Origin of the sequence: Paraburkholderia sp. J10-1 (assembly GCF_905220165.1) — a bacterium.
Classification (GTDB): Bacteria; Pseudomonadota; Gammaproteobacteria; order Burkholderiales; family Burkholderiaceae; genus Paraburkholderia.
Genome location: NZ_CAJMYW010000003.1, coordinates 375,344 through 389,087, shown reverse-complemented (window position 1 = coordinate 389,087; position 13,744 = coordinate 375,344). Strand labels below are relative to the sequence as shown.

14 protein-coding genes are annotated in these 13,744 nt (G+C 62.8%); 9 read left to right on the top strand and 5 right to left on the bottom strand.

Annotation, left to right across the window (positions count from 1 at the left end; translation table 11 throughout):
• Positions 1-58: 58 nt before the first annotated feature.
• From U5A65_RS14415 to U5A65_RS14405, 3 genes are all read left to right on the top strand, one after another.
• A complete protein-coding gene (locus tag U5A65_RS14415; protein ID WP_415764865.1) occupies positions 59-904 on the top strand; it encodes a hypothetical protein in 846 nt (281 codons plus the stop codon).
• Between the two features lie 6 nt (positions 905-910).
• Positions 911-1,285 (top strand): DUF2158 domain-containing protein, encoded by a 375-nt coding sequence (locus tag U5A65_RS14410; RefSeq protein ID WP_321946646.1) that lies wholly within the window; start codon positions 911-913, stop codon positions 1,283-1,285.
• Positions 1,286-1,508: 223 nt separating this feature from the next.
• Positions 1,509-1,922, top strand: coding sequence for a hypothetical protein (locus U5A65_RS14405; protein WP_321910673.1), 414 nt, complete (start codon positions 1,509-1,511; stop codon positions 1,920-1,922).
• On the opposite strand, the gene U5A65_RS14400 is transcribed toward U5A65_RS14405, so the two are convergent.
• From U5A65_RS14400 to U5A65_RS14390, 3 genes are all read right to left on the bottom strand, one after another.
• Positions 1,919-2,968, bottom strand: a complete 1,050-nt coding sequence (locus U5A65_RS14400; protein ID WP_321946645.1) for a dienelactone hydrolase family protein — start codon at positions 2,966-2,968, stop codon at positions 1,919-1,921. The two genes, U5A65_RS14405 and U5A65_RS14400, sit on opposite strands and share 4 nt — an antisense overlap.
• A gap of 4 nt (positions 2,969-2,972) precedes the next feature.
• The gene (locus tag U5A65_RS14395; protein ID WP_321910676.1) at positions 2,973-4,937 is read right to left on the bottom strand and encodes a putative bifunctional diguanylate cyclase/phosphodiesterase; all 1,965 of its coding nucleotides are present in this window, start codon (positions 4,935-4,937) and stop codon (positions 2,973-2,975) included.
• A 133-nt stretch (positions 4,938-5,070) separates the two neighbouring features.
• On the bottom strand, positions 5,071-5,997 hold the full coding sequence (locus U5A65_RS14390) for a LysR substrate-binding domain-containing protein (RefSeq protein ID WP_321910678.1): 927 nt from the start codon (positions 5,995-5,997) through the stop codon (positions 5,071-5,073).
• 126 nt (positions 5,998-6,123) lie between these two features.
• On the opposite strand from U5A65_RS14390, the gene U5A65_RS14385 reads away from it, so the two are divergent.
• From U5A65_RS14385 to U5A65_RS14360, 6 genes are all read left to right on the top strand, one after another.
• Positions 6,124-6,783: an RraA family protein gene (locus tag U5A65_RS14385; protein ID WP_321910680.1), complete on the top strand. Its 660-nt coding sequence runs from the start codon at positions 6,124-6,126 to the stop codon at positions 6,781-6,783.
• Positions 6,780-7,997, top strand: coding sequence for a pyridoxal phosphate-dependent aminotransferase (locus tag U5A65_RS14380; protein WP_321946644.1), 1,218 nt, complete (start codon positions 6,780-6,782; stop codon positions 7,995-7,997). The genes U5A65_RS14385 and U5A65_RS14380 overlap by 4 nt, the downstream gene beginning before the upstream one ends.
• A gap of 2 nt (positions 7,998-7,999) precedes the next feature.
• Positions 8,000-8,803, top strand: a complete 804-nt coding sequence (locus tag U5A65_RS14375) for an alpha/beta hydrolase (protein WP_321946643.1) — start codon at positions 8,000-8,002, stop codon at positions 8,801-8,803.
• Positions 8,804-8,925: 122 nt separating this feature from the next.
• On the top strand, positions 8,926-9,156 hold the full coding sequence (locus U5A65_RS14370) for a hypothetical protein (RefSeq protein ID WP_321946642.1): 231 nt from the start codon (positions 8,926-8,928) through the stop codon (positions 9,154-9,156).
• Between the two features lie 107 nt (positions 9,157-9,263).
• Positions 9,264-9,671 (top strand): hypothetical protein, encoded by a 408-nt coding sequence (locus tag U5A65_RS14365; protein ID WP_321910687.1) that lies wholly within the window; start codon positions 9,264-9,266, stop codon positions 9,669-9,671.
• Positions 9,672-9,868: 197 nt separating this feature from the next.
• Positions 9,869-11,221 (top strand): MFS transporter, encoded by a 1,353-nt coding sequence (locus U5A65_RS14360; protein WP_321946641.1) that lies wholly within the window; start codon positions 9,869-9,871, stop codon positions 11,219-11,221.
• 24 nt (positions 11,222-11,245) lie between these two features.
• Here the strand turns inward: U5A65_RS14360 and U5A65_RS14355 are convergent, their stop codons facing one another.
• The gene (locus U5A65_RS14355) at positions 11,246-12,415 is read right to left on the bottom strand and encodes a GNAT family N-acetyltransferase (RefSeq protein WP_321946640.1); all 1,170 of its coding nucleotides are present in this window, start codon (positions 12,413-12,415) and stop codon (positions 11,246-11,248) included.
• A gap of 35 nt (positions 12,416-12,450) precedes the next feature.
• Positions 12,451-13,338 (bottom strand): class I SAM-dependent methyltransferase, encoded by an 888-nt coding sequence (locus U5A65_RS14350; protein ID WP_321910691.1) that lies wholly within the window; start codon positions 13,336-13,338, stop codon positions 12,451-12,453.
• Between the last annotated feature and the right edge of the window lie 406 nt (positions 13,339-13,744).

The window sequence follows — 13,744 nt, the reverse complement described above, 5'->3', positions numbered from 1 at the left end:
ATAACCGGCGTGGGTGTGCGGTAGTGCAGGCGTGCGAAACGAGATGGCGGAAACGAAAATGGACATCATCGAGATGAGCCGTCGCCGCGCCGGCGAAATGAGAATCAAGCTGCAAGTCGTTCTACGTCGAATGCAACTCGCGACGGGCCTCGTGATGCTGACTTACCTTTTTCTGCATCTGGTCAATCACGCGCTCGGCATCTGGTCGCTCGAGCTTGCCGGACGCGGTCTCGTGCTCGCGCTGCGGCTTTGGCGCAGCTCGCCCGGAACGCTCGCGCTGTATGGCGCCGCATCGGTGCATTTCGTGTTGGCGTTGCGCACGATCTACGGGCGGCGTCACTGGGCGCTGCCGCCCGCGGAATGGATCCGTCTGTGGGCAGGGCTCAGCTTGCCGCTCCTGCTGATCCGCCATGCCGTGACGACACGGCTTGCGTCTTCGCTCTATGGTTTCGAGCCCAACTACGAGCGTGTCATCGTCGTGCTGCTCACGAGCGGCACCCAGGGGCTGCAACTCGCGCTGCTGGCGCCTGGCTGGATACACGGATGCCTCGGGCTATGGTTCCGGCTGCGCCACCATGCGTGGGCGCGTCGCATGCGGCTGGCGCTGCTGACACTCTTTGTCCTGCTGCCGCTGCTTTCCGCTGCGGGCTTCATCCACATGATGCGGGTCGTCGAGGGCAAACGCCACCTGCTTCCGCCCGTCGATGCCGCGCTCGTCGTTCATCAAGCCGCCCTCAACGGCGTGCGTCACGATCTCGTCACGCTGTATCTCGCGCTGATTGCCAGTACGCTGCTCCTGGGCCAGGTGCGCAATGCGCTCGAGCGACGAAGGCTGCGGAGATTCACGGCCAACGCCTGTTTGCTGGCACGCGGTCCGTCGCGCGAACAGGATGTTCGGGAATGACTTTCGATGGCGAATTTGTTCCGCCAGGAAGGCGAAATATTTATATTCAGCGCACGCGCGCTGGGGAGAAGATACGCGTTCCAGACGTTGTCGAGAGCGGGTGGCGCTTCGCCAACGAGTCGCGAGAATCCGGGAGGAGACATGTCCGCAGTGTGTGCGATCCACAGTGACTCGCGTTCCGGGACGCTGAGTTCGGTCGCTGAGCGATATAAAGGCAGGACGGTGCGCCTGTGTTCAGGCGGGCCGTTGATGACGGTGAACCAGGTCGTGCCTACGGCCTATGGGCCCCAGCTTTCTTGTGCGTGGTTCGATCCTCCCGGGTCGACGAAGCTGGTCAGGGCCGTGTTCAGCACCGAAGCGGTTCAGTTCGCCTCGGCGTAGTTGGGAACGCTGCCGCTATAGATGATTGCGTCGCGCATCGACTGGCGCGACATCGCGCCGCCCAGGCCTCGCGAATTGGTGCCAAAATAGGCGCACAACCCGAAACGAGGCGGCGCCGCACCGAATGTGCGGGACGATCCGCCCCTCTTTGCTGAGCCAGGCCTGCGCATCGAAGGCGCCCGGTTACGCTTGAGAACAGGACGCCGAATCCCATTTAGCTTTTGTGAACCAGCGCATTCGTCCCCCCTTGCCGCCTGAATGGCCTTTTCCGCCGTATCGCGACGTCTCCGGCCGCGCGTTCGGCGATCTCGTCGCGCTTCAATATCGCGGCGCTGGCGTGTGGCTGTGGCGGTGCCGATGCGGCGCGCACGTCACGGCTGCGCTCGAGGCGGTGGAGAGCGGCCAGACGCGGGACTGCGGCTGCCGTGAGCAGCGCCGCGTGTGGCGCTCCCGGCCGGGCTCGCCTGCGCTGAAAGGCGGCGAGGTGTTCGGCCAGCTGACGACCGACCGGTACGCCGGCGACGGTATGTGGGTGTGCCGCTGCGACTGCGGCAACGAGGTGACAGTGAGCGCGGGGCGCCTGCGCCTCGGCCAGGCGCGATCGTGCGGCCGCTGTTTTGGCGGAATGTCTGCTTAATGTAAGGAAAGACGAGGCGTGGGGTCGAACGCCGCCTTGAGAAACGCCGCGACTTCGGCAGGAGATTGCTGCTGGGCTTGCGGGTCGCCGCCCAACATGACGCCCCGCGTCAGGCAACGTTTCGATTCGGCCACGGCCGAGGAACCGGAGAGCGTCTGGCCGTCGCGGATCATGGTCAGCGTTCGGGTGTCGAGGTCGTAGGAGCCGTGGCAATCGCGTGCGCTGGTTGCAAGCGGCAATGCATGCAGGCGCGTCGGCCGGTCGAAACCATGATACGCATCCGGAAACGTTTGAACCGTGACCTGTGCGCCTTCCGCTCGCAACGTCTGGGCGTAGGCCATGCAGGCGGGCGCCGGCGTGTAGTTGTCCTTGCCGCCGAGCAGCAACATGACGGGCGCGCCGTCCAGATGCGCCGAGCTGTAAGCGATGCCGCACGACGGATAAAAAGCGACATGGGCGGCAAAGCGCAGATTGCCGTCTATTGCGGCCTGGCGGAAAGGCTCCAGCGACGAATAGAGTGCTGCCACGCCTCCACGCGAAAATCCCATGACGGCGATCTTCTCTTTGTCGATTCGAGGATCCGTGGCTAACAGGCGCAAGGCGGCATAGGCGTCTGCAATGTCGGCGCTCATGGAAAGCTGCGACTGGTCTTTTTCAGTATTCCTGATACCGCGGCCTGTGAAACTGTCCACGACGAAGCTGGCGTAACCCAGCGCGTTCATGCGTTGTGCCCAGATCCGCTCACCGGGATTTACGCCGCTGCTTCCATGCAGAATGATCACAGCGGGTACGGCGCGCGGCGCGTTGTCCGGCATGCTCAGATCCCCCGTAATGGCGACCTTGCGGGCACTGGCGTAATGCAGCAGAAAGTCGAGGGTATTCGCGGGCGTGATCGATTCGAACGTAATGTGTCCGCTACTGCCGTCGCCGAGCGATGTCGTGACAGGGGCGCTCACGTTGGCGGCCGACGTGCACGCTACCATCACGCTCGCGGCAATAGCAGGCGAAACGATTCGAATAGCGCGCCAAAGTGTGCCCTTCTTCATGGCTTTACCGGAACCCCGTAGGCGCTGACAATGCGCGCGTCCTGCCTGTCGTTTCGCGCTCGCACTCGCGCTCCAGAAATGCGGACACCGCAGACGCGTCCATCGGGCGGGAACAATAATATCCCTGAATCAGCGTTGCTCCGAGCGCCGTGACCGTTTGCAGTTCGGCGGCCGTTTCCACACCTTCGACCACGCAGTCGAGCGACATCTGCCGGCTGAGATTGAGCAGCGTGCGCACGACGGTGAATGCCGTCGTGCGTTCCTTCAGACCGCTCACGAACATCCTGTCGATCTTCAAGCGCGTGAGCGGCAGCTTGCACAGGTACGAGAGGCTCGAATAGCCGGTGCCGAAATCGTCGACCGACAAACCGCAGCCCAGCGCGCGCAGCACCTTGGCGGCTTTCTGGACCTGCTCGAAGTCCTTGGCCATTGCGGTTTCCGTGATCTCGAAGTCAAGCCGCGCCGGGTCGATGCCGCTGCTGACAATGCACTGCGCCAGTTCTTTCACCGCCGATTCGCTGGCGAAATCATGCGCGGAGAGGTTAAAGGACAAGCCGATACGCGCCGGCCATTGTTTCGCGCAGGCGAGGGCCTTGGCGAACAGCGCGAGGGTCAAGCCGTTGATGACCCCGTTGCGTTCCGCGGCAGGAATGAATTCGCCGGGCGGGACCGTGCCGAGCAAGGCGCTTTGCCAGCGCGCAAGCGCTTCGAAGCCGACAGTGCGCTGGCGCTCGAGCGAGAAGATCGGCTGGAAGGCGAGGTGAAGTTCGCCGGCGAGATCGGGGGAGCGCAGCGCCTGGGCGATCTGCGACTCGCGGATGATCGCGTTGCGATGGGTCTCCGAAAAGATCGTCACCGAGCCGCGCGAGCGGCGTTTGCCTTCGTAAAGCGCGTAGTCCGCTGTTTCGAATAGATCGGCCTTGTTGCGCGAAATGTGCGGATAGGTCGAGAAACCGATCGTCGCCCCGAGCCGCACGGAGATCTCGCCAACACGCACGGGATAATGGAAGACATCGCAAATGGATCGGCCCAGTTGCGAGAGGCCGGCGTCCGAGCAGTCGCTGGTGACAATGACGCCGAACTCGTCGCCCCCCAGCCTTGCAAGCGTGATCGTGCCGCGCGCCGCTTGTGCGAGGCGCGCCGCGACTTCGGCCAGCACGTGGTCTCCCAGTGAGTGGCCGTGAATGTCGTTGACGGACTTGAAACCGTCGAGATCGACGAGTCCCACCGCGAGCCGGCCACCCGACGCCATGGCGGCATCGAAATGCTTGTCGAGCGAAGCGAAAAAGGCCCGCCGGTTGGGCAGGTTCGTGAGACTGTCGATATTCGCGAGGCGCTTGTTTTCGCCTTGCGTGGCAACGAGGTCGGAGAAGTTCTTGAATTGCGTGAATGCCACGATCAGCATCGCCAGCGATACCAGTGACGTGTCGATGGCAATTGCCTGGAATACGCCATTGCCGGAACTCAGAAACGTGACGACGAGCGCGCCGTTGACAATGGCGGTAACGGTGAAAGCGGCCTTGACGACATTCATCAGACAGAAGATGACGCCGATGACCGTGATGGCCATGTAAAAGGCAACATGAAGCTTGAAGGCCGCGCCGCCATGAGGCAGAAGGGACAGTGACCACGCCGTGAACGAGATGGAGAAGACCCACGCGAGCCTGCCGGAATTGCGCAGGATCGTCACTGCATCGTCCGCGCTCACACGCATCCTCGCGAGGCGCAACCAGGAGAGGACGCGTACGAAACAAAATACCGTGAGCACGAGCGGACAGAACACGCCCTGCCATGCGGGAATCTCGTTCTCGTGAGGCAGCACCATGCCCCACGTGTTGACGACCAGCAGCCCATACATCATGGGAAGCTGATAGATCATCACGCGCAACTGCGCGAGCTTCAATGCTGCGCTGTTTCCGGCGACAGTGCGCCGAATCGTTCCCCAATACTGGGCCACAACGTTGAACATGGTCTTGCGAGTCGATGTCGTCCCGTTGCAGCCGCCGGGAACGAAATGTAATACCTCCGTTTACGACCGCCCGCATGATTTCTGGAGGAAACGCGCGTGCTTTTCATTGTCGTGTGCGCGGCCCCATTTTTCGTCAGGCTTTCAACGCGCCTGTTCGTGTCTTTCGTTTCTGCAGCGAAGCGACGACCTCGTCGACCATAGGGTGATGACGGTGCGTGTTCCACAGCAGCGCGGCCGTGACCACTGAGATTTTTTCCTTCAATGGCCGCACGACCACATTGCCGGGTGCGAGCTTGCGCATTGACGCCGGCACGAGCGCCACGCCCTGACCACAGCCGACATAGGCAATTTGCGAAGTGACGGTGCGCACCTCGTGGGTGACGTGCGGCGTCAGGCCATGCGAACGGCAAACCGAAGTCAGGAAGTCGAAGTACACCGGGCTGACCTGCCGCGACGACATCACCAGTTGTTCGCCGGCCAGCGACTGCAGCCGCACGCGGGGCAGGGCCGCCAGAGGATGGTCCTTCGGCAGCGCCACGGCCAGACGGTCCTCGGCCAGCGGCATGGTGGCGATGCCGCTGCCTACCTCGCCGTCGATGCGCACGAAGGCGAGATCGAGTTCGCCGGCTTCGAGCATGGGTATGGCGTCGACGCTATCGATCTCCTTCACGAGCACGGTCAGTTGCGGGTGAGCGCGTTTGAGCGCATCCAGCACGGGCGGCACCGTTTCGAGCATGGCGGACGTGATCGCCCCGACATGCAGCACGCCCGACTGACCGGCGGCGACTTCGCGCACGACCCGCGCGAGCCGCTCGACCTGGCCGGCGAATTGCCGAACGGCAGGCAGTATCGCGGCGCCCGCCGGGCTCAGTTGCGTGCCCTGCCGGGACCGGTAGAACAGTTCCAGCTTGAGCGATTGCTCGAGCACCTTGATCTGCTCGGTAAGCGGCGGCTGCGACATGTTCAGCCGCTGGGCGGCGCGCCCGAAATGCTGTTCCTCTGCAACCGCGAGAAACATCCATAGCTGCCGTATCAGCCTGAAGTCGATCGTAGTGTTCATGGTGCACGCATTTTCCGGTGGTCAATTGCTGTTCCGGAAATCGTATCACCGAGATACGAACTGCGAAATTTACATATCAGCCGCGCGGCGCGAGGATGGGCGGACTTTTCAACGGAGCCGAGTGTGATGACTACGCCTTCCTTCCTCGATCGACTCGCGTCGCTGGACACCAACACGGTGTCCGACGCGCTCGACTTTCTCGGCCTGCCCGGCGCGACTTACGGCCTGCGCCCGCTTTGGGACTGCCCGAAGATCGTTGGCCGCGCGAGCACCATCTTGCTCGGGCCCAAGCAAGACGCTGAACCCGGGGTGCACCTCATCTCTCCCGTTGTCGATGCGGTCACGACGAGCGATCGCGTGCTGGTGATCGCGGGCGGCGTGGAGGGCATTTCGTGCTGGGGCGACATTCTCGCCAATGCCGCCACGGCGAAGCAGATACGCGGCTCGGTCATCGATGGCGTGAGCCGCGATATCGACGGCAGCGAGGCGATTGGCTACCCCGTATACGGCCGGGGCGTCACGATGATCAGCGCGCGCAATCGCGTGGTGCAGGTCGAGTCGGGCAAGCCGGTGCAAATGGCGGGCATCACCGTGCATGAAAACGACTATGTGATCGCCGATCGATGCGGCACGGTGTTCGTTCCCGAAGGCGAGATCGAAGCGGTGCTGGAGCTTGGCGAGCGGATCGCGCGCCGCCAGGACGGCATGGTGGCGGCGGTGCGCGCTGGGCGTCCGGTTGCGGACGTCATGCACGACAAGGCGTTCGAGGCGATTGCAGTCCGATGAGCGAGAAAGTCCCGGTATTGAACCGCTTCCTCGCGGCCGCGAAGCCTTCGGCCACATACAAGGTCATGGACCGTGTGGCCGCACGGCGCGCGAGTGGCGCAACGGTCATTTCGCTTAGCGCGGGCGAGCCTGATTTCGACACGCCCCCGCACGTTTGCGAAGCCGGCATCGCGGCGATTCGGGCGGGCCATACGCGCTATACGCAAGTCGCAGGGTTGCGGGCCTTGCGTGAAGCGATCGCGGGAAAATTTCGGCGCGAAAACCGGCTCGACGTAAACTGGCGCGACACGCTCGTATGCAGCGGCGGCAAGCAGGTGATCTTCAACGCACTCGCGGCGACGCTCAATGAGGATGACGAAGTCATCGTGCCTGCACCGTATTGGGTCAGTTACCCCGAGATCGTGCAGTTGTGCGGCGCGAAATCCGTGATCGTGCCATGTGGCGCGCAAAGCGGCTTCAAGCTGACCGCCGACGCGCTGCACGCCGCGATTACGCCGCGTACGCGCTGGCTGATTCTGAATTCGCCATCCAATCCGACCGGCGCGATTTATCGTCGTGCCGAACTGCAGCAGCTTGCGCAAGTGCTGCTGGCCCACCCGCAGGTGCTGGTTCTTTCCGACGACATTTACGAGCATTTGATTTTCGATGGCCTCGAATTTTCCACGCTTGCGCAGGTCGAGCCCCGCATGCGCGAGCGCGTGCTGACGATGAACGGCGTCTCGAAGGCCTATGCGATGACGGGCTGGCGCATTGGCTTTTGTACCGGACCGCGATGGCTGATCGACGCAATGGAAAAATTGCAGGGCCAGCAAACGTCCGGGGCGTCGAGCATTTCGCAGCATGCCGCGCTGGCGGCGCTGAGCGGGCCGCAGGATTTCATCGAGCACGCGCGCAGGGTATTTCAGCGCCGACGCGATCTCGTGGTCGATCAACTGAATCAGGCGCCGGGGCTGCGCTGCGCGGCGCCGCAAGGCGCGTTCTACGCATTCGCCTCATGCGAAGGCCTGATCGGTAAAACGACGCGAGGAGGGGCATATCTCAAGGATGACGAAGCAGTGGCCAACGCGCTGCTCGACGAAACCGGCGTAGCAACGGTGCATGGCAGCGCGTTCGGACTTGGGCCCTATATCCGTATCGCCTATGCACTGGATGACGTGTCTCTGCGGCATGCTTGCACCGCAATCCAGAACTTCTGCCACACACTTGGGGAGTGACGATGCTTCAAGAATTTACCCGCTCGGCGTTTTCGTTCGATGTAGACGGCACGGCGATCGCGCTTTCCGCCATTCACCGTGAAGGCGACAAAGCGCCGATCGTGTTCCTTCACGGGTTCGGGTCCACGAAAGAGGATTACGCCGATATTGTGCGTTACGCCGAATTCGCGGGGCACCCGTTCATCGCGTATGACGCGCCGGGCTGCGGCGAAACGCAGTGTGCCGATCTCTCGAAAGTCGGTATACCGTTTCTCGTCGATACCGCACTCGCCGCGCTCGAACGCGTTGGCTTTGACCGCTTCCATCTGGTCGGTCACTCCATGGGCGGACTGACCGCGCTCATGCTCGCGCACCGGCACCCGGAGCGCGTGCTCAGCTTCGTGGATATCGAAGGCAATATCGCGCCCGAGGACTGCTTTCTCAGCAGGCAGATCGTGGACTATCCACACACGGACGCCGAGCGCTTCTTCAGCGATTTCATCGAGCGCACGCGCCACGCACCGGCCTATGCCAGTGCGCTCTATGCCGCGAGTTTGCGCTGCAAGGTCAGGGCCGAGGCGGTGGGGTCGATATTCCGCTCGATGGTCGAACTCTCCGACAACGGCGACTTGATGCGCAAATTCCTCGCTCTGCCGTTCCCGCGTATGTTTATGTATGGGCAGCAGAACGCGTCGCTTTCGTACCTCGATCACATTCGCGAGCAGGGTGTGGCCTTGGCCGAAATTGCGAATTGCGGGCACTTCCCCATGTATTCGAATCCGGTCGCGATGTGGCGGGCCATTGCGGGGTTTCAGCAGCGCGCATAGTGCGGGCGCAAACGTTTGGCGTCCTCATCTACGTGGGCGAAGGGTTGCGTACGTTTTTTAATTCGAAGGGGAGTCCACTGCGCCAGCCTAAAGTTCGTCTGGCCGTTGCCGAAATACCAGTCATGGCGCGCAAACATCCAGACTATCCCGACAAACCGCCCATCTGGGCCGAGGCGCGCGCGCTCGAGGCGAGCATTCGCGCCATTCGCCGCGCGCAAGGCAAGAAGAACCCCGAGGATTTCCCGGCAGGGAGCCCGGAGTGCACGGCTGCCATGGAAGAATTCGTGCGCGATGTCTGCCGTGTTCTCGAGATCGATATCGACACCCTCGGCAAGGCCTCCGGCGGCGTTTAACGCTCGCCACCCCGTTAGCCAGACTGGGCGGCCGTTCCTGGCCCGCACACGCAGGAATGCGGTTTGCGCGCGCCGTAGCGACTGGTGACGAGTTGACGAGGTGGCGCGTGAATACGACTCTTACGCTCGCGTTGTCGTCATGTCTTGGCCTGGCGTTGCTCGCGACCCAGCCGGCATATGGCGCAGATCCCACTCCCAGTCCTGATGCCGCGCCGCCGTGCGGCAGGCTCGTGGGGACGAACGCGGCGGGGGGCTTCGCCTTGCGCAGCGGCGAGCCAGTTGATTTCGTTTCCGCAGGACAGGCCACGCACGGCACGCTGCTCGTGTTCAGCGATGGCCCGGTATTTCGTGCCTATTGGCAGCCACAAGGCAGCGAAGAAAAATACGCACTCGCGAACGCGGGTCCAGACAGTGTGCGCCTCGTTTCAACGCCGCCACAGGGCACGCCGACCCCTGGCGCCCAGCCCGGTGTTGCCGCGCAGCCATTGCAAGTGCTTTCGTGTCCGAAGCTTTAATTCGGCTTTAATCGCGCTTTCGGCTTCGCGTTTGGCTCCGCGTTTGTCTCCGCGTTTGGCTCCGCATTTGGCTCATTTCCCACCATGTGAACCGTCCTTTCGTATCGCGCCGCGAGCGACTAGTCTGTATCGATACCAAACCGACCGGCCCGTGACTGGCGCACCGCGCCGCACCGCGGGCCTCGAAGGAGACACCTATGGAGCTTGAAGCCCGGACCATGGCGCGCGTGACCGCGAGGCTCGTGCCGTTCCTGATCGTTTGCTATTTCGTGGCGTATCTCGATCGGGTCAACGTCGGCTTTGCTGCACTGCAGATGAACAAGGCGCTCGATCTTTCGGCGAGTGCGTTCGGCTTTGGGGCAGGGATCTTCTTCATTGCCTATTTCTTTTTCGAGGTGCCTTCGAACCTGCTGCTCGAGCGCTTTGGCGCAAGGCGCTGGATCGCGCGCATCATGTTCACGTGGGGCATCATCGCGGGGGCGATGGCGTTTATCCCTGATATCGCCCGCATCACCGGCATGTCGAACGCGCATGTTTTCTATGGACTGCGTATCTTGCTGGGCATCGCCGAGGCGGGCTTCTTCCCCGGCATCATCTTTTTGCTCACGCTCTGGTTTCCCGCCAAATATCGCGCGCGTGTGGTGAGCTATTTCATGGCGGCGATTCCCTTGTCGACGGTCATTGGCGGCCCCGTGTCCGGCACGCTGCTTTCGCTGGACGGAAAAGGAGGGCTCGCAGGCTGGCAATGGGTCTATTTGATCGAGGCGATACCCGCGCTCGTGCTCGCCGTGGCCGTGCTGTACTACCTGACCGACAAGCCCGCCGACGCCGACTGGCTGGCCGACGACGAGCGCCGCTGGCTCGTCGAGCGCCAGGCGCAGGAGCGCCGTCATCGCGAGAAGGTGCGCACGTTCGGCGTGCTGGAGGCGTTGATCAATCCGCGCGTGCTGGCCGTGGCGCTGATCTATTTCGGTGCGAACGCAACCAATTACGGCCTGAGCTTCTTCCTGCCGCAGATCGTCAAGGCGTTCGGGCTCACGAATGTGCAAACCGGCTTCGTCACTGCGCTGCCGTACGCGGTGGGCGTCGTTTCGATGGTGCTATGGGGCCGGCATTCCGACCGCCGCATGGAACGCAAGCGTCATGTGGCATTTGCGCTGGCCGTTGCAGCGGCGGGTATCGCGGCTGCGGCGGGGCTCGACAATCCGGTGCTCAAAATGCTGGCGCTCTCCATTGCGGGCTTTGGCATTTTCGGTTGCCTGCCGGTGATCTGGACGCTGCCGGCCGCGTTCCTTTCCGGCGCGGCAGCGGCTGGCGGTATTGCCGCCGTCAACTCGCTCGGTAATCTCGCGGGCTTTTTCGGCCCCTATGCAATGGGCTGGATCAAGGACAGCACGGGCGGCTTCGGCGCGGGCCTGCTATGTCTTGCGGGAGCCGGACTCGTGGGCGCGGGCGCTGCGCTCGTCCTTCATCACAACCCGGCGCTCGAAACGCTCGACGAATCGGCGCTCAGCGAAACGCCCGGGGAGGGCGGTGTGGTGAGGCCGTGAACGGTGCGTATGCACGCTGTTGGCTCACTTCAAGCGCGCCATCACAAGCGTCGCGACTTTGCGATAGACGCGCTTGACCTGCGCCCATGACAGCGCCAACTCGACGAGCCGTCCGCGCGCATTGAGCACGACAATGCGCGACTCGTGGCGGGTTTCGCGATCCGCCCAACGCACCTTGTAGTCGCCGTGCAGCGGCCGAAAGTCGAAATCGCGGCCATGCGCGTGAGCCCATTGTGCGATGTATTCGATCAGCAGGTTGCCCACTGAAAACACGCTGAACGCCTCGTCATAGGTGGTGATCAAATACTCGACGCTGCGCGCACCGACGAGATTGACCGAGGCCGCCACCGGCTGCCCGTTGACCTGCACATAAGCGACGAGCGGCAGGCGGGCCAGGTCGGTTAGCTTGGCGAGGCCGATGAAGAAATCGCGTACGCGGTCGTCCATCAAATAGGGCGACTCGACGCCGCGCTTGAGCGCCCATTGACGTTTGTTCGCGAATAGCCATCGCAATACGCGTTCGGTGTCCTCGGCGCTTTCACACCACCCAAAACCGACTTCGCCTTCGCGCCGCAACCGTTTTGCGCTCGAGCGCAGCGCGGCGCGCAGCGTTGAGTGCCGCGTGGCGAGGAAGTCGGTCCATGTGGGTGCGGCCCGAAGATGGATCGAATAGCCGGGCATCACGCGCCAGCGCGGCGGCAGCGCGCGCTGCACCCAAGACTGTGGCGCGGCGTCGAGCGCGCGTTGCAGCGTGCTGCCGTATTCCAGCATCGGAATGTAGAGCACGTCGGCGTGTATTCGCGAGACTGCCTGGACTGCCGCGTCGTAAAGTTCCGCGCGCCGGGTGTCGGCGATCAGCGGGCCGCCGTATTCCTCGCCGCATCCGCAGCCCAGCGTGTGGGCCGCTCGCCACGCGCCTTGGCGCGTGATGGCAACGGGCCATAGCACCAGCAGGTCGCGCGCGTCGTGCACCGTCGCAACTTCGACCTTTGCGCCGCTCTTCAGTGCTGCCGCAACCGCCGCCTCGCAATAGGCAAAGCTGATGAAAGGCGACCAGGCCTCGGCGCCGGATAAAAGCGCCTGCCATTGCGGCTCGAAGGCGCGAAACGCATCGACGGTCTCGCACGTGCGTAACGCGTACCGCAGGGATGCGGCCGGCGACGACTCGTATATCGCCACGGCGGAGGTCGGCACTTGTGTCTCCTGAATCGATTCGTCGTGCTGATGACTCAGCTTTCAAAGGACGTGCTGAGCCGGTCTTTCGTTGTAATGCGGCGGTTGCGGTCCGCGAAAATAGCAGCGCGCGCGCCGCTCACGCTCTGCCAGACGACGACGTTCTCGTGGTCTTCGGGGCCGAAGCCGACTTCGCCATGATCGTACGGAAATACGCCAGCGAACCAGCGTTGCAACAGTTGCGATCTGTCGAAGATTTCACTACATACAGGGTTGTCGTAGACGATGAATAGATGCTGGATGGCGCCGCTCGAAAGGCCTGCTTCGAGTTTTTCCAGCAATGATGCCATCAACTCTGGACCGAACGGATTGAACAGAAAGACGACGACTTTTCCTGACGGCACCTGCAAATCGGCGACATTGGCGTGCAATGCGCGAATGGGCGGCCGTTGCGGAAAGCGCCGCGCCATGACGACCGCGTTCGCGTTCGCCGTTCTCACCAGGTCCGCACTGATGTCGTAGCCCAGCGCCAAAGCGAACGGATACTCGGAGGCGACGATCATCGGCCGGCCTTTGCCGCAACCGATGTCCACGAACGTATAGCCGCCAATCTCGCCCAGGGTGTCGAGCGCGCGGCGGATGATGCTCGGTTGCGAGCCCATGTAGGGCCTTAGCTGCCCGGCAAGGCGGGCGTCGCGCTGCAGCGCGTTGGAATCGACCAGACCGCTCGTGTCGGTGCCGTACTGCAGGTCGATGGGATGGCGCCGCAGGCAGCCTGAATACACGGCGCGCAATACCGGCACGCGAATGAAGATGCGGCGTATCGGCGATATGAACATCGCGCGCTGCACGCCGTCGGGCAGCCGGGCCACCGCGTTGAGCAGCGGTTGCTTCAGTGCGCGTCCGAGCGCGAATCGGGGGCCGCCGTGTGTCGTGGTTCGCATGGATTTGCGCGCTGTGAACCTTCTGGAACGAGGTTGCCGATTCATCATGATCGCGCGGCGCGACGTTAAGCCGCCGCCATTCATCGGTTGAATTTCGACAAAAAAAGGCATGATTCCATGGCTCACTGACGAGCCGAGTGGCATAGGTGTCATATGGCCGGCGTAACGTCGTTGGTGAATGGAGAGTCAGATCGCCGTGGGCTATGTGCCCTGATTCGCGTTGCCGGGCGAAAGCGCTTTCAGAAAAACCGCCCTCAATACTCTCCCTGATGTTTCCGCCTTTTTTTCCGTGCCTTAATGTGCGTTCACGCGAGGTTCAGCGCGAGTGAAGCAGCAGCTTCGCAAGGTATCGGTGCAGGTGGGTCTCCAGGCTTTTGTCTGCGCAATACTCAGTCGGAAAAGGCGA

Bases quoted from the DNA above. Each gene is read 5' to 3' on its own strand.
- U5A65_RS14410 (WP_321946646.1), top strand. From the start codon at position 911: ATGGCGAATTTGTTCCGCCAGGAAGGCGAAATATTTATATTCAGCGCA.
- U5A65_RS14415 (WP_415764865.1), top strand. From the start codon at position 59: ATGGACATCATCGAGATGAGCCGTCGCCGCGCCGGCGAAATGAGAATC.
- U5A65_RS14385 (WP_321910680.1), top strand. From the start codon at position 6,124: ATGACTACGCCTTCCTTCCTCGATCGACTCGCGTCGCTGGACACCAAC.
- U5A65_RS14390 (WP_321910678.1), bottom strand. From the start codon at position 5,997: ATGAACACTACGATCGACTTCAGGCTGATACGGCAGCTATGGATGTTT.
- U5A65_RS14370 (WP_321946642.1), top strand. From the start codon at position 8,926: ATGGCGCGCAAACATCCAGACTATCCCGACAAACCGCCCATCTGGGCC.
- U5A65_RS14350 (WP_321910691.1), bottom strand. From the start codon at position 13,338: ATGCGAACCACGACACACGGCGGCCCCCGATTCGCGCTCGGACGCGCA.
- U5A65_RS14395 (WP_321910676.1), bottom strand. From the start codon at position 4,937: ATGTTCAACGTTGTGGCCCAGTATTGGGGAACGATTCGGCGCACTGTC.
- U5A65_RS14400 (WP_321946645.1), bottom strand. From the start codon at position 2,968: ATGAAGAAGGGCACACTTTGGCGCGCTATTCGAATCGTTTCGCCTGCT.
- U5A65_RS14375 (WP_321946643.1), top strand. From the start codon at position 8,000: ATGCTTCAAGAATTTACCCGCTCGGCGTTTTCGTTCGATGTAGACGGC.
- U5A65_RS14380 (WP_321946644.1), top strand. From the start codon at position 6,780: ATGAGCGAGAAAGTCCCGGTATTGAACCGCTTCCTCGCGGCCGCGAAG.
- U5A65_RS14360 (WP_321946641.1), top strand. From the start codon at position 9,869: ATGGAGCTTGAAGCCCGGACCATGGCGCGCGTGACCGCGAGGCTCGTG.